Origin of the sequence: Pseudomonas sp. PS01270 (assembly GCF_029959775.1) — a bacterium.
Lineage (GTDB): Bacteria > Pseudomonadota > Gammaproteobacteria > Pseudomonadales > Pseudomonadaceae > Aquipseudomonas > Aquipseudomonas atacamensis.
In genome coordinates, this window is record NZ_JASCPT010000013.1 from 28,978 (window position 1) to 49,559 (window position 20,582).

General features: G+C 59.8%; 16 protein-coding genes and 1 tRNA gene. 3 read left to right on the forward strand and 14 right to left on the reverse strand.

Annotated elements, in window-relative coordinates:
* Positions 1-75 precede the first annotated feature (75 nt).
* From pqqB to rpsU, 12 genes are all read right to left on the reverse strand, one after another.
* Positions 76-987, reverse strand: a complete 912-nt coding sequence (gene pqqB, locus QMX86_RS06935; RefSeq protein WP_243242401.1) for a pyrroloquinoline quinone biosynthesis protein PqqB — start codon at positions 985-987, stop codon at positions 76-78.
* A gap of 81 nt (positions 988-1,068) precedes the next feature.
* A complete protein-coding gene (pqqA, locus tag QMX86_RS06940; protein WP_003444522.1) occupies positions 1,069-1,143 on the reverse strand; it encodes a pyrroloquinoline quinone precursor peptide PqqA in 75 nt (24 codons plus the stop codon).
* 156 nt (positions 1,144-1,299) lie between these two features.
* Positions 1,300-3,711 carry a pyrroloquinoline quinone biosynthesis protein PqqF gene (gene pqqF, locus QMX86_RS06945; RefSeq protein ID WP_282384350.1) on the reverse strand — a complete coding sequence of 804 codons (2,412 nt, stop codon included), beginning with the start codon at positions 3,709-3,711 and terminating at the stop codon, positions 1,300-1,302.
* Between the two features lie 38 nt (positions 3,712-3,749).
* Entirely contained in the window at positions 3,750-4,544 is a 795-nt protein-coding gene (locus tag QMX86_RS06950; RefSeq protein ID WP_071173821.1) for a carbon-nitrogen hydrolase family protein, read from the reverse strand.
* Positions 4,545-4,556: 12 nt separating this feature from the next.
* Positions 4,557-6,239, reverse strand: a complete 1,683-nt coding sequence (locus tag QMX86_RS06955; protein WP_024014552.1) for an NAD(P)/FAD-dependent oxidoreductase — start codon at positions 6,237-6,239, stop codon at positions 4,557-4,559.
* Positions 6,240-6,463: 224 nt separating this feature from the next.
* Positions 6,464-6,925: an Lrp/AsnC family transcriptional regulator gene (locus tag QMX86_RS06960; RefSeq protein WP_073476545.1), complete on the reverse strand. Its 462-nt coding sequence runs from the start codon at positions 6,923-6,925 to the stop codon at positions 6,464-6,466.
* A 306-nt stretch (positions 6,926-7,231) separates the two neighbouring features.
* A complete protein-coding gene (locus tag QMX86_RS06965) occupies positions 7,232-7,672 on the reverse strand; it encodes a hypothetical protein (protein ID WP_073476547.1) in 441 nt (146 codons plus the stop codon).
* A gap of 279 nt (positions 7,673-7,951) precedes the next feature.
* Positions 7,952-8,028 (reverse strand) — tRNA-Ile (locus QMX86_RS06970).
* A gap of 15 nt (positions 8,029-8,043) precedes the next feature.
* A complete protein-coding gene (locus QMX86_RS06975) occupies positions 8,044-11,790 on the reverse strand; it encodes a bifunctional diguanylate cyclase/phosphodiesterase (protein WP_282384338.1) in 3,747 nt (1,248 codons plus the stop codon).
* A 126-nt stretch (positions 11,791-11,916) separates the two neighbouring features.
* Entirely contained in the window at positions 11,917-13,764 is a 1,848-nt protein-coding gene (gene rpoD, locus QMX86_RS06980; RefSeq protein ID WP_282384336.1) for an RNA polymerase sigma factor RpoD, read from the reverse strand.
* A gap of 67 nt (positions 13,765-13,831) precedes the next feature.
* Positions 13,832-15,796, reverse strand: a complete 1,965-nt coding sequence (gene dnaG / locus QMX86_RS06985; RefSeq protein WP_122705726.1) for a DNA primase — start codon at positions 15,794-15,796, stop codon at positions 13,832-13,834.
* A gap of 486 nt (positions 15,797-16,282) precedes the next feature.
* A complete protein-coding gene (rpsU, locus tag QMX86_RS06990) occupies positions 16,283-16,498 on the reverse strand; it encodes a 30S ribosomal protein S21 (protein ID WP_002551877.1) in 216 nt (71 codons plus the stop codon).
* Between the two features lie 199 nt (positions 16,499-16,697).
* Here rpsU and tsaD point away from each other — a divergent pair, with 199 nt between their 5' ends.
* Positions 16,698-17,723 (forward strand): tRNA (adenosine(37)-N6)-threonylcarbamoyltransferase complex transferase subunit TsaD, encoded by a 1,026-nt coding sequence (gene tsaD / locus QMX86_RS06995; protein WP_016772883.1) that lies wholly within the window; start codon positions 16,698-16,700, stop codon positions 17,721-17,723.
* Between the two features lie 23 nt (positions 17,724-17,746).
* Here tsaD and plsY read toward each other — a convergent pair whose 3' ends face one another.
* Positions 17,747-18,316: a glycerol-3-phosphate 1-O-acyltransferase PlsY gene (gene plsY / locus QMX86_RS07000; protein ID WP_024014548.1), complete on the reverse strand. Its 570-nt coding sequence runs from the start codon at positions 18,314-18,316 to the stop codon at positions 17,747-17,749.
* 74 nt (positions 18,317-18,390) lie between these two features.
* Here plsY and folB point away from each other — a divergent pair, with 74 nt between their 5' ends.
* Positions 18,391-18,747 carry a dihydroneopterin aldolase gene (folB, locus tag QMX86_RS07005; RefSeq protein ID WP_016772885.1) on the forward strand — a complete coding sequence of 119 codons (357 nt, stop codon included), beginning with the start codon at positions 18,391-18,393 and terminating at the stop codon, positions 18,745-18,747.
* Positions 18,738-19,256, forward strand: a complete 519-nt coding sequence (gene folK, locus QMX86_RS07010) for a 2-amino-4-hydroxy-6-hydroxymethyldihydropteridine diphosphokinase (protein ID WP_110646318.1) — start codon at positions 18,738-18,740, stop codon at positions 19,254-19,256. The genes folB and folK overlap by 10 nt, the downstream gene beginning before the upstream one ends.
* Before the next feature lie 85 nt (positions 19,257-19,341).
* On the opposite strand, the gene QMX86_RS07015 is transcribed toward folK, so the two are convergent.
* Positions 19,342-20,571, reverse strand: coding sequence for a multifunctional CCA addition/repair protein (locus QMX86_RS07015; RefSeq protein WP_282384331.1), 1,230 nt, complete (start codon positions 20,569-20,571; stop codon positions 19,342-19,344).
* Between the last annotated feature and the right edge of the window lie 11 nt (positions 20,572-20,582).

Below are 20,582 nucleotides of genomic sequence, written 5' to 3' on the forward strand. Positions count from 1 at the left end.
TCGCTCCCACAGTTGATCGCATTCCAATGTGGGAGCGAGCCTGCTCGCGATGGACCGCGCAGCGGTCTCGATTGCTTAAAGCACGATACTCATGCCATCAAACGCCACTTCAACATTACGCCGCACCAGCTCCGCACGCTCCGGGGAATCCTCGTCGAGGATCGGGTTGGTGTTGTTGATGTGGATAAGTACCTTGCGCTGCTCGGGCAACTGCTCCAGCACTTCGAGCATGCCGCCGGGGCCGTTCTGCGCCAGGTGGCCCATCTCGCGACCGGTGCGGGTGCCGACGCCACGGCGCTGCATTTCATCGTCATCCCACAGCGTGCCGTCGACCAGCAGGCAATCGCTGCCCGCCATGATTTCCAGCAGCGGCGCATCGACCTTGCCCAGCCCCGGCGCGTAGAACAGCTTGCCGCCGGTGTTGAGGTCTTCAACGATCAAACCGATGTTGTCGCCCGGATGCGGATCGAAACGGTGCGGCGAATACGGCGGCGCGGCGCTGCGCAATGGCAGCGGGGTGAAACGCAGGTTCGGGCAGGCCGCTACGGTGAAGCTCTGATCGAGCTCGATACGGTTCCAGTCCAGCCCGCCATTCCAGTGGGTGAGCATCTTGAACAGGGGAAAACCGGTGCTCAGGTCTTCGTGAACCATGTCCGTGCACCAGACCTGATGCGGGCAGCCTTCGCGCAGGCTGAGCAGGCCGGTGGTGTGGTCGATCTGGCTGTCCATCAGGATGATCGCGCTGATGCCGGTGTCGCGCAGGGCGCGGCCCGGTTGCAGCGGGGCGAAGCTTTGCAGTTGCGCGCGGATGTCCGGCGAGGCATTGCACAACACCCAGTTCACGCCGTCATCGGAAATGGCGATGGACGATTGGGTGCGGGCCTTGGCGTTCAGGCTGCCGTCGCGAAAACCTGCGCAGTTGACGCAGTTGCAGTTCCACTGCGGAAAACCGCCACCGGCGGCCGAACCCAGAATCTGGACGAACATGAACGCTCCATCATTTCAACGCGGAAAATAAAACGCCTCGGCGAGCCGAGGCGTTGCACTGCGATTCTGCGTAAGCAGAACTCAGCGGCTGGCGAAGTACATGGTGACTTCGAAGCCGATACGCAGGTCGGTGTAAGCAGGTTTGGTCCAGGCCATGAGATGTCTCCTTCTGAGGGTTGGGATAGCGCTATCCATAGTTATAGTCCACGGCAGCGCGGTGATGTTCCAATTAGTTAGGCGGCTATGTTACTCAAAATTTCAACGCCGTGACCCGTGAATCTTTGAGAAAGCTCCTTGCAGCCTCGGTAATGATCAGTTTGCCGCTTGCCACGGTGTGCCCGGCATCGATTCATTGGCCAGGCAATGCCAGCCGCCCTCGGCACTGATCAGACGCTGCGCAGCATCGAGCAAAGCCTGGCGATTCAGCTGCTGGATCGCCGCGACCAACTGCTCACGGTAATCCGACGAATGGCCAGCGAGTTTGCCCTGCCACAGCAGCTCGGCGGCATCCTTGGTGGACAGTGTGGCGTCGTCGAACTGACCGGCGAGGCTTTGGCGCTGCTGCTTGAGGCTTGCGTCATCGAGCGTTTCGATCAACGCGGGGATGTTTTTCAGGAACTCTTGAATGTGTTCGAGCAACTTGGCGGCCGAAGTCGTCGGCGATTGCACGCCAAACACAATCGCGGTCCTGCCGTGCAATTGACGCAGCGCGCTGAACACGGCGTACCCCAATTGCAATTCGACGCGCAGGCGCTGGTAAAAAGGCGTCTGGCACACCTGAGCCAGAAGGCGCCATGCTGCTTCATCAGCGATGTCGCTGCTGGCAGTCGGGCAGATCAGCAGCAAGGCGTGTTCGCTGGAGGCCGTGTTGATCTGGCTCCAGTGGTACTGGGCTTGGGTGATCGGTGTCACCGGTAGCTGATTGTCCGGTGTGCCGGGAATGCGGCTCAGCGCCAAGCCCAAGGCTGACTGGGTGGATTGGTTAAGGCCTAGAGCGAGGCCGTCCCAGCGCGAAGTGGTCCACAGCTGATTGGCCTCATCGCTGGTTTCGATCGTGGGCAGGCATTTCTCTGGCAACGCTTCGAGTAGTTGGCGGATCGGCATCGACGGTATCTGCACCGCGTCGCGCGGCGAATCGGCGTCGATCATCGTCAGACATTTCAGCGCATGCTCGAGGATGCTGGGCATCGGTTCCTGTAGTCCGGTCATTTTCAGCAGGCATTGGTTACCTGCGGCGCTGAAAGACAAGTCCACTCCGGCTTCGGACGCATCCTGTCGGGTCTGGCGCAGACTTCGCTGCAATCTTGCGCGCAGATCGGCGCTGGCCGCCGTCTCGACCTGCCAGCGCAGATAGATCGCGCCCTCATCGCTGTTGTCCGGCAGGGCCAGGCTGAACTGCATTGGCGATCGCTCGCGACGACTGCGTGAGCGATCCTGGGCGAAGGTGCGCAGGCCACGGTGGGCGCTGGTCTGGCCGCGAATCAGCCCGGCGTTGGCCAGCGGTTCACTGGCGCGCAAGAAAGGGTTGGCGGCGGGTAGATGCCAATGATCGCTGAAGTTATCCACAACGCCGATTTCGCGAAGGATGTGCTCAAGTGCGGCAGCGCCGGATTCGGACAGGCCGAATGCTTGCTGCTCGATGTCGGTTCGCGCCAGTTGCAACGCGCCGCTGACTTGCTGCTGGCGCTGAAGCAGGGCGGCGTATTCCTCGCGCAACGGCGTCCAGTCCTGACGGGCGAAGAAGCTCAGCCAATCCAGCAGGCGTTCGCGAATGGTATCCAGGCGGTCGCCGCCAGCATTGAATTGAAGATGCAGCAGCGCTTGGCCGGCGAACTGGTAAAGCGGCGTGGCTTTCAGGCTGTCAGCCAGACTCTGTTGATGCAGGTATGCGAGCAATCCACCAGGTTTTGCGCTATTCAACCAATGACAGAGAAAAGCCATCGCCTCGGCGGATGACTCGGGCAACGCGTCGAAAGCAAATAACAGGTTTGTGTGAGCGCCGACCTGTTGATAACTTTTCACTGCCAACGGTGGCGGTGCGGCCTGGGCAACTTTATCCCCAACCGGCAACACCGCTGCGAATTGCTGCGCCAGCTCCCGAAGCTCATCGATACTTTGCGGCCCGACCAGACTGAGGGTCATTTGCCCGGTTCGATAAAACCGCTGATGGAAGTCTTGCAGCGCCGACTGAAACCCAGGCGATTCGACCTGCAAGCTGTCCCGATTGCCCGCATGAAACCCCCGCAACGGATGCTCCGCTGGCAAACCTTCATACAAGGCAAACTGCTGTTGCGCTGTCTGATCCTGCGACCAGGCGACAAACTCCGCCTGCAGCACTTCCCGTTCACGCAGTTGATCGTCCAGATTCATACGTGGCCGGGCGAGCATGTCTGACAGACGCTCGAGCCCCGCGCTGAAGGACGACACAGGCAACTCGAAGAAAAAGTCCGTGGTGCGCTCACGGGTGCTGGCATTCACTTGGCCGCCGTGACGTTGCACGTAGGCCATCAGCCCTTCGTCTGTGGGAAAACGCTCGGTGCCGAGAAACAGCAAGTGCTCAAGAAAATGCGCCAACCCCGGCCATGCCAATGGCACGTCATGGCTGCCGGCCGCCACGCGCAACGCGGCAGCGCTGCGCTTGAGACCGGGCACGTGGTGCAGGTTCACGCGCAGGCCGTTGGCCAGGGTTTCAGAGTGGGGGCGGAGATGAGTCGGCGCGGGCATGGGCACTTCCAGAACAATGAAGTGCTCATGCTAGCGGATTAGCGGCGGTTGAGCGCGCCGTAAAGCTCCGGGCGGCGATCGCTGAGATAGCGATTGGCCTGACGTGAGTCGTTCATCAATTGGCGGTCCAGTTCACCGACGATCAACGCTTCGTCCAGACCTGCCAGGGCGATGCGGCTGCCGTCCGGCGCGGCAATGCTGCTTTGCCCACAGTACTGAATATCGCCTTCATGGCCGCAGTAATTGGCGTAAGCCACGTAGCACTGATTTTCGAAGGCTCGGGCACGCACGGTGACATCGGCAACGAAATCGAACGGAATCATGTTGGCCGTCGGCACCACAATCAGCTCGGCGCCGGTCAAGGCCAGGCGCCGCGCGTTTTCCGGAAACTCCAGGTCGTAGCAGATCAGGAAGCCGAGCTTCCAGCCGTTCAATTCAACCACCGGCAAGTCGGAGTCACCGGGGCTGAACATCGACCGGTCGAGGTCGCCGAACAGGTGTGACTTGCGGTAATTGCACAGGCGCTCGCCATGGGCGTCGATCAGTTGCACGGCGTTGTAGATCTGACCGTCGGCGGTGCGCTCCGGATAACCGTAAACGATCGCCAGACCCGCAGCCTTGGCAATCCGGCCGATCTGCTGCGCCCATTCACCGTTATAGACCTCGGCCAGCGTGCTCACCGCTTCGGCGCCGATGTTGTAGCCGGTCATGAACATCTCCGGCAGCACCAGCAGGTCGGCGCCCTTGGCCTCCATCGCTACCTGATGCAGGCGCTGCAGGTTGGCGGCGGGGTCCAGTGGCAGCGGTGGACATTGGTAAACGGCTACGCGCATCGGGGAATCCTCTTACTCGGGCAGGGCGATAGGGCCGATGTCTTTGAACACATCACCCGGGCCCGGGTTCTCTTTATGTGTCGAGCCGCCGAAATGTTTCATGATGCCCCACACCGCGTTGAGCGAAGTCTGCACTGCGCCTTCGACCCACGCCGGTGTCCACGACACGTCGTCGCCGGCGATGAAAATCCCGCGCTGCTCGGCCGGCATGTCGTCCTGCATGAAGTGCGCGTACATGCGCTGGTTGTAGCGGTAATGGCCGGGCAGGGCGCCTTTGAAGGCACCGAGGAAATACGGATCGGCTTCCCACGACACGGTGATCGGGTCGCCGATGATCCGCGCGGCGATGTCTACTTTCGGGTAGATCTTTTTCAGCGCGTTCAACGCCAGCTCAACGCGTTTTTCCACCGGATGCGGGAGCATTTTCAACGCGTCGCTCATCCACGAGTAAGACAGGCAGATCACCCCCGGCTTGTCGTCGCCGTTGTCGAACAGATAGGTGCCACGGGTCAGGCGATCGGTGAGGGTCATGCTCATCACGTCGCGGCCGGTCTCCGGATCCTTGTCTTTCCAGAATGGCCGGTCGACCATCACGAAGGTTTTCGACGACTGCATGTAGCGCGTGCGGTCGAGGGCCATCCACATCTTCTGCGAGAACAGGGTCTCGTCGCATTCGATCTGAGTGGTCAGCAGCCAGCTCTGGCAGGTTGTCAGGACGGCGGCGTATTCGCGGGTGTCACCGTTGTTGTCGGTAACGGCGAAACGGCCCTCCGGTGCATGAGCAATTTTCTTCACACCGGAACGCGGCGCGCCACGGTGCAGGGATTTCAGGCTGGTGCCGGCCGGCCAGTGCACGCAGCGCTCCGGCACATGGCGCCAAATGCCCTGTGGCACCTGCTCGACGCCACCGACCACCAGGTGTTGGTGATCGTCGCAATTGGTCATTACCACGCGGAAGATTTCCAGCATCGAATTGGGGAAGTCCGAATCCCAGCCGCCGGTGCCGAAACCGACCTGGCCGAACACTTCGCGGTGCTGGAACGACAATTTGGCGAAGGCTTTCGAGGTGGCGACGAAGTCGTAAAAGGTCCGGTCGTCCCACAGCGGCACCAGCTTGTTCCACAGCTCTTTCAGGCGCGGCACATCGCGATCGCGAATGGCTTGCTGAATATCAGAGAACTGCGAACCGGCTTCCAGCGCATCTGCCCAGGCGTCAGCCACTTCCTGAAACAATGCAGGAAGATCCTTCAGGCTTTCGGCGTAATAGGTTTCGCCTTCCAGATCGATCACGGTGCTACCAGAAGCGCCGGTCAACGGGTTGGGAAAAGGCTTGGTTTCGAGGCCGAGCTTGTCGACGTAGTGGTAGAACGCTGTGGAGGACACCGGAAAGCGCATGCCACCGAGCTCGGCGACGATGGCATCGGTGCCGTTGAAGGCCTGCGAGCGCAGACGACCACCGAGTTTCGACGCCTCGTACACCACCGGCTTCAAACCGAGTTTCATCAGTTCATACGCAGCCACCAGACCGGCAATACCCGCGCCGACAATCGCCACCTCAGCGCCATGGTGCTGCTCGGGAATGCTGCCCAGGCCGGCGGGATGCTCGATCCAGTCGTCAAACGCGAACGGAAAGTCCGGACCGAAAATGGTGACTGGTTTTTTTCCGTCTGCAGGATGGCGATTGTTCTTGTTCATGGCTGACCTTGTTGGCGACCCGACGCAGGATTCGCGTCTGAGTATAGGAAAAGATGCCAGCCATTCTAGGGAGCGTGGAGCGCGTTAATAAGACGCAATGTGTCGTCGTTTTGCCTGATTGTTGTGCAGACTGACGATTGCGGGCTGCATACCGACCAAAAAAGTGGGAGCGAGCCTGCTTGCGAAGCGGCTCTGAAATTCACCCGAGAAGCTCGATCAAAATCTTAAACCGGCTGACCCCGATCTATCTTGCTACTCAGAATGATCGACGTCGTGGTCTTCTCCACCCCATCGACGCTGCCAATCTGATCCAGCAACTGATCGAGCTGCTCCGGCGAGTCGGTGCGCAACCACGCCACATAATCAAACTCGCCACTCACCGCACACAGCTGCTGCACCTGCGCCATCGCACTCAAGCGCCGCAGCACGTCCTTGCCGGAACGCGGCTGCACCTTGATCCCGACGTAGGCTTGCAAGCCACCATCGACCACACGCTGACCCAAGCGCACGCCATAACCGGTGATTACCTTGGCCTTTTCCAGCCGGGCCAGACGCGACGTCACCGTCGTGCGAGCAATGCCTAGCTGACGGGCGAGCATGGCCACGCTTTCGCGGGCGTTGATTTGCAGCGCGGCGATTAGCTGGCGGTCGATTTCGTCGAGGCTGGGGTGGCGAGTGTCTGGCAAGGGGGACTCCGGTGGCGTGGGCGATGAGATTGCCGATGGTACAGGGTCAAGCGCATTGGGGCATATTTGGAACCTATCGCTCGAAGGGAGGGATAACGGCTGTGACGGTTGCTCTTGTCAGGTTCAAGGGCTATGATCGGTACGTCAGCACAGACCGGAACTTTGCAAGCAAAGGGTGTTGATTTCGGTGGCGCAAGCCACTCCTAGCCAGTGAGCGGGATAAGCGGGAAACCGTAAAAGGACAGGCCGATATTTCAGATTTACAGAAAGCCCCGTTGCGCAAGCATCGGGGCTTTTTGCTTTCTCTCACACGGATTTCCCCGCGTTACGCATTTCCAGAATGTAGCGGACGTTATGTGGTTTTCCTTTCGGCAGCTTCGAGCGTCCCCATTCAGCGACCTCGTAGGCGGAAATAATCCGGAGTTTGAGAAAGTTCGTTGTATTTTGCGGCTTGCTGATCGAAAAAAAGACCGCGTAGTCATGCAAATCAAGGCAGTAATAGCGCTGACTGTTTTCGACGTAGAAGGGCACAGCCAAGCCTTTAAAAAAGCGTTTTTGCAGGTAGTCCGTGATCTGGCTGCTGTAGTAGTGGCGGTCTGCACAAAAATACCGGACTTCTCCTCTGTGTCTTAGTGGCAGGCCGTGACCTTTGTCATCGGTAAAACAGTGGAACCCGAATTCAAACCTGACGACAAGCTGCTGCTCCGCCACTTCAAATGTCTGTTCAAAAGGCTGTAGATGCGCCATGCAATATCTGCGTCCGCCAATAATCAGGTCTTTCCATTCCATTGTTACTGTCGCCGGACGTATTGATTTCTAGGGATTTCCAAGCCCGGTCGCTGATAAGCAGCGACGTCTCGAGAGTATCCCTGCGAAGACATCATCAACAGATGTCTAACCGCTCAAAACCGCAGCTTAGGATCTTTCCTACAGCTCTGGTTAGGTCTTCCGAACATTGCGCCCGTCGAGACGAAACCCAGCCACTCGCCCACAAAAAAGCCGCGCATTCAGCGCGGCTTTTCAATTTGGTGGGCCCACACGGACTCGAACCGTGGACCAAAGGATTATGAGTCCTCTGCTCTAACCAACTGAGCTATAGGCCCTCAGTAGGCCGCGGATTATAGCGACGGTTTCGCGGCTGTGCTATCCGAAAAATCCGATACGGTTACATGCAGAAACGTCGCGGCGAATTCCTCCGGGGGCAGCGGCAGGCTGACGATGTAGCCCTGGATCTGTTCACAACCTTCTGCGGCGAGGAATTGTTGTTGCGCCTGTGTTTCCACGCCTTCGGCAATCACGGTGAATTGCATGCTGCGACCGAGCGCGATGATGGCGCGTACGATCGCTGCGTCGTGGGGGTCGTCAGGCAGTCCGCGGACGAAGGATTGATCAATCTTGAGGATGTCCAGCGGCAGGCGTTTGAGGTAGCTGAGCGAGGAGTAGCCGGTGCCGAAGTCGTCGATCGCCAGTTGCACGCCGAGGTGTTTGAGTTGGTGCAGCACCGCCAGCGCCTCTTCGGCCTGACTCATGATGAAATTCTCGGTAATTTCCAGTTGCAGTAAATCCGGCCTGAGGCGGTTGTCCTTGAGCAGTTGTTCGATGCGCACCAACAGGTTGGGCTGACGCAATTGCGCACCGGCGAGGTTTACCGAAAGCGGCCCCAACGGTTGGTAGATCTCGTTCCACTCGAACATCTGCCGGCAAGCAGTCTCCAGCACCCAGTCACCGATCTGCAGGATCATGCCGTTTTCTTCCGCCAACGGAATGAAATGCTCGGGCGGAACGTCGCCGAAGGTCGGGTGGCGCCAGCGAATCAGCGCCTCTGCGCCGACCAGACTGTGATCGACCAGGCTGATTTTCGGTTGGTAATAGAGAAACAGCTCATCGCGCTCGATGGCGCGGCGCAGTTCGTGTTCCAGCGCTATGCGCTCGCTGGCCTGGGCGGTGAGGTCGCGGGTGTAGCTTTCGACGCGGTTGCGTCCTTTGGCTTTGGAGCGGTACATCGCCGCGTCGGCGTTTTTCACCAGCGTGGCCACGTCGCAACCGTCGCGGGGATAGAGGCTGGTGCCGATGCTGGCGCTGATAAAGAACTCGTGTTCGCCGGCCTGGAACGGCGCGCCGAAGCAGTTGAGCAGTTTCGTCGCGATGTTGTCGGCGTCGCTGGCTTGCTGCAAGCCCGGCAACAGGATGATGAACTCGTCGCCGCCCAACCGTGCGACCGTGTCGATATCGCGCAGTTGCTCTTTCAAGCGCACGGCGATGCCCTTGAGCAACAGGTCGCCGACCGGGTGGCCGAGGCTGTCGTTGATATGTTTGAAGCGGTCGAGATCGAGAAACAGCACCGCGCCCTGGCCGCCATTTTCCTGCTGGCTGGTCAGGGCCATTTGCAGGCGGCTCTCGAACAAGGTGCGGTTTGGCAAACCGGTGAGCGGGTCGTGGTGGGCCTGATAATCGAGTTTGGCCTGGGCGTGCTTGAGGCTGGAAATATCGGCGAACACCGCGACGAAGTGAGTGATGAACTTGTCGCGATTGCGCACCGCGCTGATCGTCAGCCAGCTCGGGTACAGCTCGCCGTTCTTGCGCCGGTTGGAAATCTCGCCTTGCCAGTGGCCTTCGTCGGTCAATTGGTGCCACATCGCCGCGTAGAAAGCGCTGTCATGCAACCCGGATGCTAGCAAGCGTGGCGTGTGGCCCAGCGCTTCACTTTCGCTGTAACCGGTGATTTCGGTGAAAGCGCGATTGACGGCGCTGATGTGTTGTTGGGTATCGGTGATCAACACGCCTTCTGCGGTACTCTCGAAAACGGTCGCTGCCTGCTGCAGTTTTTCCTGCATGAGATGGCGTTCGGTGATGTCGCGGGCGATGGTCAGCATGCAATCCTCGTCGCCGATCGGCAGCGGGCGACTGGACACTTCGCACAGGCGAATCTGCCCGTCGCTGCGACGGATGTGGCAAGTGAAGTCGCGGACAAACCCGTCGCGCTTTAACAGATCGAGCATCTGTTTGCGTTCGTTGAGGTTGACCCAGATGCCCAGATCCAGCGTTGAACGATCCACCGACATGGCGCTGTTGAAACCGGTGATGCGGCTGAAGCCCTCGTTGACCTCCAACAGCAGGCCGTCGCTCTGACGCGACAGCAACAGACCGTAGGGCGACGCATGGAAAGCCTTGGCGAATTTTTCTTCAGAAGTTTGCAGTTGCTGTTGGGTTTCCTTGAGCTGGCTGATGTCGCGCACCACGACTACCAGCGCCGGCGTGGTATCGAGGTCGAAAGGCTCGGCGGAAATCAGCCCGGTGAACAACTGGCCGTTGTTGCGGCGAAAGGGCATTTCCAGATTACGGATACTGCCGGCCTGCAAACGCTGCAAGAGGCCCGGCCCGACGCCGGGGATGCCCCAGATATTGAGGTTGGTGGCGGTCTGGCCGATCACGTCCTCGGCCCTGAGGCCGATCTGCTCCTCGAAGGCCTCGTTGACCTCCAGCAGGCAGCCGTCGGACAGGCGTGCAATCACCAGAATGTCCGGGCATTGCTCGAACACCGAAGCGAACTTCTGCTCGGACAGCCGTAGCGCTTCTTCGGTGCGTTTGATTTCGCTGATATCGATCATCAACCCGCGCATCACCGGTTCGTGGCCATGCTCGATCAGGCTGACAATGTCGCGTACCCACAGGCAGCGGCCGTCGGCGGTGATTACGCGATAGTCGACGATGTGATCGCGGCCCTGGCGCAGCGCTTCCCTGCAATAGTTCTGCGTGCGGGTCAGGTCGGCCGGGTGAATGATGTTGTGCCAGAAACCCGGAATCAGCCAGTGAGACTGTGGATACCCGAGCAAGTCTTCAGCATGGGGCGAAACATAGCTGTAGGTGAAGTCGCTCATCCGCGCTTCCCAGGCGATGGCTGACAAGCTCTCCACCAGGCCGCGGTAGTGATATTCGCTGCTGCGCAGCTCTTGTTCGAGGTCGATGCGCCGGCTGATTTCCGAGCTCAGGCGGCGGTTGATGCGAATCACCACGGCGAGGATCGTCATCAGCAGCAACAGACCGGGCAGACCGTACATCAGCAGGTCCGACCAGAATGTGCGGTGGTCGAGCACATTACCGACCCAATGTTCCTGGATGCTACTGATTTCCGCCGGGGACATGTCGGCGAGGACTTTATCAAGTATCCCGACCAGCACCTTGTTGTCGCGGGGCACGGCCATCGCCAATTGATAGCGATATGGGGTTTCGCCGCTGACGTAGAGGCCGTCGAGCTTGAGTTGGCGCAGGCTCCAGACGCTGGAAGCGAGATCGCCGACCACCGCGTCCACTTCATCGGTCGCCAAAGCTTGCAGCGCCGAGCTGACATTGGGCATGGCGACCAGATTCAGATCGGGGTGGTGAGTACGCAGCAGTTCGTGGGGGGCGTAGTTTTCCACCACGGCGATTTTCAGACCGTACAGGTCGTCGAGTTTGCGCGGCTGGGCGCCGCCGACATGGGCAAGGATGACGATCGGGAAGTCGAGGTACGGCCGGGTAAATGCCAGGTAATTCTGGCGCTCCGGCGTGGACATGATCCCTGGCAGCAAATCGATCTTGCCTTTTTTCACCTGCTCCAGCACCACCGTCCAGCTTGCCGGTTCGATCGGCGTCAGCTTGATCGCCAGGCGCTGGCGAATCACGTCGATATAGTCAGCGGCCAGACCCTGATAGCGGTTCTGATCGTCTCGAAATTCGAAAGGCGGCCACGACGCGTCGACACCCAGGCGCAAGTCAGGGTGAGCCGCCAGCCAGCTGCGTTCTTCATCGGTGAGAGTCAGCGCGTCAGCCGTGGCGGTGCAGATCATCAATGACAGCAGAAAAAGCACGGGCGCCAGTCTGGGCATAACGCTCTCGTCACGGCTTGGGGATGATTGTTTCGAGTGTAGACGGGGTACGCGGTGGGGAGGGCGGAGCGGGGCATTTAATCTGCCATAAAACAAAACCCCCGGCCTGGGCCGGGGGTTCTGGTATCACTCGTCGAGGAAGGAGCGCAGATGCTCGCTTCGCGTCGGATGGCGCAGCTTGCGCAGCGCCTTGGCTTCGATCTGACGGATCCGCTCACGCGTTACGTCAAACTGTTTGCCTACTTCTTCGAGCGTGTGGTCGGTGTTCATGTCAATACCGAAACGCATGCGCAGTACCTTGGCTTCACGGGCAGTGAGGCCGGACAGCACTTCGCGAGTCGCTTCCTTCAGACTTTCCACCGTGGCGACATCGATTGGCGACTGCATGGTCGAGTCTTCGATGAAGTCGCCCAGATGGGAGTCTTCGTCATCACCGATCGGGGTTTCCATGGAGATCGGCTCTTTGGCGATCTTCAGTACCTTGCGGATCTTGTCCTCAGGCATTTCCATGCGTTCGCCCAGCTCTTCCGGAGTCGGTTCGCGACCCATTTCCTGCAACATCTGCCGGGAAATACGGTTGAGCTTGTTGATCGTCTCGATCATGTGCACCGGAATACGGATGGTGCGCGCCTGGTCGGCGATCGAGCGAGTGATCGCCTGACGGATCCACCAGGTGGCATAAGTCGAGAACTTGTAACCGCGACGGTATTCGAACTTGTCCACCGCCTTCATCAGACCGATGTTGCCTTCCTGGATCAGATCGAGGAATTGCAGGCCGCGGTTGGTGTACTTCTTGGCGATCGAGATCACCAGACGCAGGTTGGCTTCAACCATCTCTTTCTTCGCGCGGCGGGCCTTGGCCTCACCGATCGACATGCGACGGTTGATGTCCTTGATTTCCGCGATGGCCAGGCCGGTCTCGGTTTCCAGCGCAATCAGCTTCTGCTGGCAACGGATGATGTCCGGCTGCACGCGACCGATGGCTTCGGCGTACTTGCTCTTGCCTTTGGCCAGGGCGTCGGACCAGCTTTCGTCGACTTCGTTGCCCGGGAACTGACGCAGGAAATCGGCGCGCGGCATACGTGCATCACGTACGCACAGCTGCATGATCGCGCGCTCTTGCTGACGCAGACGATCCAGGGCACTGCGCACACGCTCGACCAGGGCTTCGAATTGCTTCGGCACCAGTTTGATCGGCATGAACAGCTCGGCCAGGGCCAGCAACTCGGCAACCGCTGCCTTGTTGTGACGACCGTGCTTTTTCAGGGCCTTGCGGGTGATTTCCATCTGGTCGGCGACGGCGCCGAAGCGCTGTGCAGCGATGACCGGATCCGGACCGCTTTCGGCTTCTTCTTCGTCATCGGAAGATTCGGCATCATCGTCATCGGTATCGTCGTCGGCCTTGACGGCTTTCGGGTCAACCGGCGGCGGCACTTCTGCCGCAGGCGGCGCGATGCCGTCGTCCGGGTCGATATAACCGCTCAGGACGTCGGACAGGCGACCACCTTCGGTGGTGACGCGGGTGTACTCGGAGAGAATGTGGTCAACCGTGCCAGGGAAGTGCGCAATTGCGCTCATCACTTCACGAATGCCTTCTTCGATCCGCTTGGCGATTTCGATTTCGCCTTCACGGGTCAGAAGCTCGACCGTACCCATTTCACGCATGTACATGCGCACCGGGTCAGTGGTGCGACCGATATCGGTCTCCACCGCCGCCAACGCAGCGGCTGCTTCTTCCGCAGCGGCCTCGTCGGTATCGGCGTCGGCCAACATAAGGGCGTCCGCATCCGGAGCACTCTCGTGTACGGGGATCCCCATGTCGTTAATCATGCGGATGATGTCTTCCACCTGCTCCGGATCTGAAATATCCTCGGGCAGGTGGTCGTTGACCTCGGCGTAAGTCAGATACTTCTGCTCACGACCCAGTTTGATCAACTCAATAATACGAGACTGCTGTTGCGCTTTTCCGGACATAACACCCTATCCACTGAAGGTCTTGGCGGGCAAAAAACAAGCCGAGGATTATACCTGAGCTATGACCTCACGCGCCAGTTGAGGTCGGGTTTGATGCGGAAACATTGCGACTTAAAAGGTCGCGCAGTTGATTTTTCTCTTCGACGCTCAGTTCGCTTTGCCGCGCTTTCCTGAGTAACTGTTCGAGATTTCGCTCGCGTTGGCGGGCGGACAAGCTAGTAATGGTGTCGAAAAACTGTTGTTCAAGGTTATCTCCGTCAATCAGCCATTCCTTTTCTGCCAGCGCCTTGAGCAAGCGACCCTGTTCAGTGCCGTGCCATCGCGCGATCAACTGAAATGAGTTTAGCTTGGGATTCTTCTGTACGGCTTCGAGCAGCGCCACAAGCAACTGGGCGTTGGTCTGATTTTCATCGGCAATATGCCCGGCGTCCTCGACGCGCTTGGCTAGTTGCGGATGATGGAGCAATGTTCTCAATGCCGTCAGGGTCGGCGATTCAACGCCAATCGGCGTGCGCGGGCGCTGCTGTTCGCGATCGCCACCACGCTTGCCGTTCTTGTCCCACGGTTTCTTGTCCCACTTCTTGCCGCCGGCGCCGGGTTTCTTCGGCGTCCATTCCTGCTGCGGCGCGTACATGTCCTGTGCCTGCGGCTGATGGTAGTCGCTGTAGTCCGGCATGGCGTCGTAATCGAAGCCCGGATCGTAGGCGGGCGGTGCTTCCTGCGGCGCACTCTGAACCAATTGGCTGACGGTTTCGCTGCTCAGGCCGGTAATCTCGGTCAGGCGCTGACGCATGAGGATGCGCAGGTTCGCGCCCGGCACCTTGTCGATCAATGGTGCGGCGAGGGTGGCCATGTGCGCCTTGCCCTCAAGAGAGCGCGGGTCGGATTCTTCGGTCAGTTGCTGGAAAAAATAATCGGCCAGCGGCTGCGCGTGCTGATTGATGCGCGCCATGAATGCGTCGGTGCCTTCGGCGCGAACCAGGGTGTCCGGGTCTTCGCCTTCGGGCAAAAACAGGAACCGCGCGCGACGACCGTCCTGCAGGCACGGCAGGGTCGCTTCCAGTGCACGCCAGGCTGCGTTGCGGCCGGCCTGGTCGCCGTCGAAGCAGAACAATACGTTCGGGACGACGCGGAACAGGCGTTTCAAATGTTCTTCGCTGGTCGCGGTACCCAGTGTGGCGACGGCATTGCGCAAGCCTTGCTGGGCGAGGGCGATGACGTCCATATAACCCTCGACGACGATGATTTCGTCGAGGTTGCGATTGTTCTTGCGTGCTTCATAAAGGCCGTAGAGTTCCTGGCCTTTATGGAATACCGGGGTTTCCGGTGAGTTCAGGTACTTGGGCTTGTCGTCGCCCAGTACGCGACCGCCGAAGGCGATGATCCGTCCACGGGTGTCGCGGATCGGGAACATCACGCGATCGCGGAAGCGATCATAGCGCTTGCCGGTTTCGGCGTTCTCGATCAGCAGGCCGGCTTCGATCATGGCCTTCTGTTGCAGCGTGTCGCTGCTCAGATGCTTGAGCAGGTTGTCCCAGCCTGGCGGCGCAAAGCCGAGGCCGAAATCCCGAGCGATCTCGCCGGTCAGGCCGCGGCCCTTGAGGTAATCCACCGCAGCCTTGCGCGACGGATGACTCTTGAGTGCCTGCCGGTAAAAATCAGCGGCGGCGGTGAGCAGCGGGTACAGCGGCGAATCGGTCGGCTGACGCGGCTTGCGCTCGCGGCCGCTTTCTTCGCGGGGGATTTCCATGCCGGCGGCTTTGGCCAGATCTTCGACGGCCTGGGGGAAGTCCAGGTTGTCGTGATCCATGAGAAAGCCGAGGGCGTTGCCGCCGGCGCCGCAACCGAAGCAGTAATAGAACTGCTTGTCGGGGCTGACGCTGAACGACGGGGTTTTCTCTTTGTGGAACGGGCAGCAGGCGGTGTAGTTCTTGCCGGCCTTCTTCAATTGCACGCGCGAGCTGACCACGTCGACGATGTCGGTGCGGTTCAGCAGGTCGTCAATGAAGCTCTGGGGAATCAGCCCGGCCATGGCGTTCTCGTTGTCTGCGCTGCAATAAATCCGTTGCGACAGGCTGTCGGACGCGGGCCATTGCTGGAAACGCACAAAAAGTGCGGCTCGACCGGTGTCGTCTGCGTGATCGCTGTCGGGAAGTGTATCTGCCGAAAATCCACTGACGTTAGTACCTATCAGTCTTCGACTATTTGAAAGTGTTGCGCTGAATCCGCTGACGGCCGGTTGTCGGCCTCGGATAGCTCAATAAAGCGGGCACGCATGCAGGTGCCTTGGGCTGATCGTCGTAAGAGGAATCAGTGGGTGTGCTCGTCAGTAGCCTTGAAAGGCTCGTCAGAAAAGACGTGCACCGCTGGCAAAAGAGCCAGGCCTGACGCGGTGAAGCAGATTTGTCTCGGTCGCATCGGCGGCGTCGACGGTGAAGCATCAAGCGTTTTACGCAAATGCCATTAGCCCGGCTGAGGGCCGGGCTTAGGCAAGAAGCTTGCTACGAACGTCTGTGGATTAGTACAGACGAACGGCGCGGCGCTGTTCGCGCTGAACTTTCTTGGCGTGACGCTTAACAGCGGCTGCTGCTTTGCGCTTACGCTCAGAAGTTGGCTTCTCGTAAAATTCGCGGCTACGAACTTCAGCCAGTACACCGGCTTTTTCGCAGGAGCGCTTGAAACGACGCAGAGCTACGTCGAAGGGTTCGTTCTCTTTTACTTTGACGGCTGGCATCCAGAGCTACCTTCATTCATTACCGGGGTCAACATCCTCGCGGCAAAAGAGCACTTGAAGACGTCGGTTTTTAAGGGTTGCGGATGTTAACCCCTCATCGCTCGGAATGCAAAGCCTCTGATCGAAAACCGCTGGTCGGGGCATCACGTGGCGACTATTATGCGCGCCTTCGAATTCAGCCTAAACAAGGCGCAAACCCATGCTAGTACTGGGATTAGAAACCTCCTGCGACGAAACCGGCGTCGCATTGTATGACAGTGAACGCGGTCTGCTGGCCGACGCGCTGTTCAGTCAGATCGACCTGCACCGAGTCTATGGCGGTGTGGTGCCGGAGCTGGCCTCGCGTGACCATGTCAAACGCATGCTGCCCTTGATCCGTCAGGTGTTGGCCGAGGCCGACTGTGTGCCGACCGAGATCGACGCAATCGCCTACACCGCAGGTCCTGGCCTGGTCGGCGCGCTGCTGGTCGGTGCCTCCTGCGCGCAGGCGCTGGCGTTTGCCTGGGGCATTCCGGCGCTTGGCGTGCACCATATGGAGGGCCACTTGCTGGCTCCGATGCTGGAGCCGAAACCGCCGCAATTCCCGTTCGTCGCTTTGTTGGTGTCCGGTGGCCATACGCAGTTGGTTCAGGTCGACGGCATTGGCCAATACAGCCTGCTCGGCGAGACGCTCGACGATGCGGCCGGTGAAGCCTTCGACAAAACCGCAAAGATGATGGGCCTCAATTACCCCGGTGGGCCGGAAATCGCCAAACTGGCCGAGAAGGGCGTCGCAGGACGTTTCACTTTTCCGCGTCCGATGTGTGATCGCCCAGGTCTGGACTTCAGCTTCAGCGGCTTGAAAACCTTCGCCCTCAACACGTGGCAGCAATGCGTCAGCGCCGGGGACGACGGCGAGCAAGCCCGTTGCGACATCGCGCTGGCATTCCAGCAGGCCGTGGTGGAGACTTTGACCATCAAGTGTAAGCGCGCCCTGAAACAGGCAGGCATGAAGCGGCTGGTGATTGCCGGCGGCGTCAGCGCCAACAAGGCGTTGCGGGTTTCGCTGGAAAAGATGCTCGGCGATATGAAGGGCGATGTGTTCTATGCGCGCCCGGAGTTCTGCACCGACAATGGCGCGATGATCGCGTTTGCCGGTTGTCAGCGCCTGAAGGCTGGTCAGCAGGAAAGTCTGGCAATCACCGTGCAGGCACGCTGGCCAATGGAGCAGTTGTCGGCGCTGTAATGAGCGGCGCTCATGAACGGCAGTCAGAAATGCCGTTCGCGCCCGGCAAACAGGTCGCGTAGATTGCCGCGATGGCGCCAGACAATCAGCAAGGTCAGCGCGCTCATTGGCAGCAAGGCTTCCGGCTCTTGCCAGGCCAGCAACGGCAGGGTCAGTGGCGTGGCAATCAGCGCCGCCAGCGAGCTGGTGCGGGTCAGGTAGAACGTCAGTAGCCAGGCACACACGGCCAGCAGTGCGGCGGGTGGATACAGGCCGAGCAGCATGCCGGCGGCAGTGGCAACGCCTTTGCCGCCGCGGAAGCGAAAGTACAAAGGGAACAGGTGACCGATCACGGCGCACACGCCAATCCACGCCTGATCCTGCAGTGAGAGGCCCGCGCTCGAGGCGATCAGCACCGGCAGCAGGCCTTTGCACAGATCACCGAGCAGGGTCAGGATCGCCAGTTTGCGACCGGCCAGGCGCAGCATGTTGGTGGCGCCGGCATTACCCGAGCCACTCATTCGCGGATCCGGATTTCCGGTCAGGCGGCTGAGCAAAATGGCGAAGGACAGCGAGCCGAGCAGGTAGGCGAGAATCGCCAGTAACCAAAACATGCTAACTATTCCGGGCGAGGACGCCCTGATTCTAACGGCGCATCGCGCCCTTGTCGTGCAGCGGAGAGAAGTGCTTGGACAGAGTGTTTATCGAGGGCCTGGAAGTTGACACCGTGATCGGTGCCTACGACTGGGAGCGGGGCATCCGTCAGTGCCTGCGTCTTGATCTGAGCTTCGCCTGGGACAATCGCCCGGCCGCCGCCGGTGACGACCTGACCCTGGCGCTCGATTACGCCAGTGTTTCCACGCGCATTCAGGCCTTTGCCGAGCAGGCGCAGTTCCAACTGGTCGAAACCTTTGCCGAGCGTCTGGTTGAAGTGCTGATGGCCGAATTCAAGATCACCTGGGTGCGACTGAAACTGACCAAGCCGGGCGCGGTGCCGGCGGCCAAGGGTGGTGTGGGTGTGGAGATCGAGCGCGGATGTCGCTGACTCAGGTCTATCTCGGGCTCGGTAGCAATATCGAGCGCGAAACCCATTTGCGCGCAGGTCTCGATGCGCTGGCCACGTTCCTGGTGGATATCCGTTGTTCGGCGGTGTTCGAGAGCCAGCCGGTGGGCATCAAGAGCGGGCCGTTCTTCAATTTCGTGGTCTCGGCCTACACCGATCTGCCGTTGATGGAGCTTGATCGCCGCTTGAAATTCATCGAGGCAGACAACGGTCGCTATGCACCGGATCGCAAGGGCTTGCCGCTGGATATCGACGTGCTGCTGTATGGCGATCTGGTCGGTAACTTCGACGGATTGGTACTGCCGCGTGCGGAAATTTTGAAAAATGCCTTTGTGCTGTGGCCGTTGTCGTTGATTGCGCCGGAGCGGGTGCATCCGGGGGTGGGCAAGAGCTTTGCGATGTTGTGGGCTGAGGCGCAGATTGATCAGGTGTTGGCGCCGGTTGCGTTCGAATGGCGGGGGGAGCAGCTCACGCCTTCGGATTTGCGGTGATATCAAATTCGCTTTCGCGAGCAGGCTCGCTCCCACATTGGATCGAGGTCTCCGGTGGGAGCGAGCCTGCTCGCAAAGTTTTTTATCAGGCTGTCGCCGCCTCTTTGTAGGCTTTCAACGCCTTCAGTCGTTCCCGCTTCAGCGCTTCGCCCAGTTCAGGCCCCTTGAATCCCTGCTCCAGCAACGGCTGCACGGCCACTTCTCGTGCAGCTTTCGCCGCTCCGCGCAAATAATCTGCCTGTGGATAACTGCGCTGCTCCAGGCCCTTGCGGCCACGGGCATCCATCTCGCACGCGGCGATAAACTCTTCGAATCGTTGCGGCCGGCGATAGATATCGAAACTCTGCAGCAACTCCAGCAGCGTCGAGGCTTTCAGCTCCAGCGCCCGGTGCCCATGGGTGTGGTATTGCCCGACCAGCAGCGCCAGTTCCTGACAGTCTTTGGGGACTTTGAAGCGCTCGTTGACCGCTTTGATCAGCTTCAGCCCGGTGTGCTCATGGGCGATATGCCTGGGCCATTCTTCTTCCGGCGTCAGGCCTTTGCCCAAGTCGTGCAGGAGGCAGGCCCAGCGCACTGTCAGTGGTTGTTTGTACAGGGATGATTGCTCCAGCACGCTCAGAGTGTGCAGGCCCGTGTCGATTTCCGGGTGATGGGTCTCTGGCTGCGGCACGCCGAACAAGGCGTCGACTTCCGGCATTAGCTCTTTGAGTGCGCCACAGTCGCGCAAGACCTGGATGAACACCTGCGGGTGGTCTTCCATCAATGCTCGAGAAATCTCCTTCCAGCTACGTTCGGCAGTCAGCGCTTGTAGTTCGCCGGACTCACTGAGCTGGCGCATCAAGTCCATGGTCTCATCGGCGACCGTAAAGCCCAATCCTGCGTAGCGCGCAGCAAAACGGGCAACACGCAGGACACGGAGCGGATCTTCGGCGAATGCCGGGGATACATGGCGCAGGATTCGTGCTTCGAGGTCGCGTTGACCATGATACGGATCGGTCAGGTTGAGCTGATCGTCCTCGGCCATGGCATTGATCGTCAGGTCGCGTCGAATCAGGTCTTCTTCGAGCGTGACTTCGGGACTTGCGTAGAAAGTGAAACCGCCGTAACCGCGACCGCTTTTGCGCTCGGTGCGGGCGAGGGCGTATTCCTCACCGGTTTTCGGGTGCAGAAACACCGGGAAATCCGCGCCGACCGGGCGGAATCCCTGGGCGAGCATTTCTTCAGTGGTCGCACCGACCACGACCCGGTCGACATCAGTGACCGGCAACCCTAACAGGCGATCACGTACCGCGCCGCCAACCTTGTAAACCTGCATAAAAAACCTCC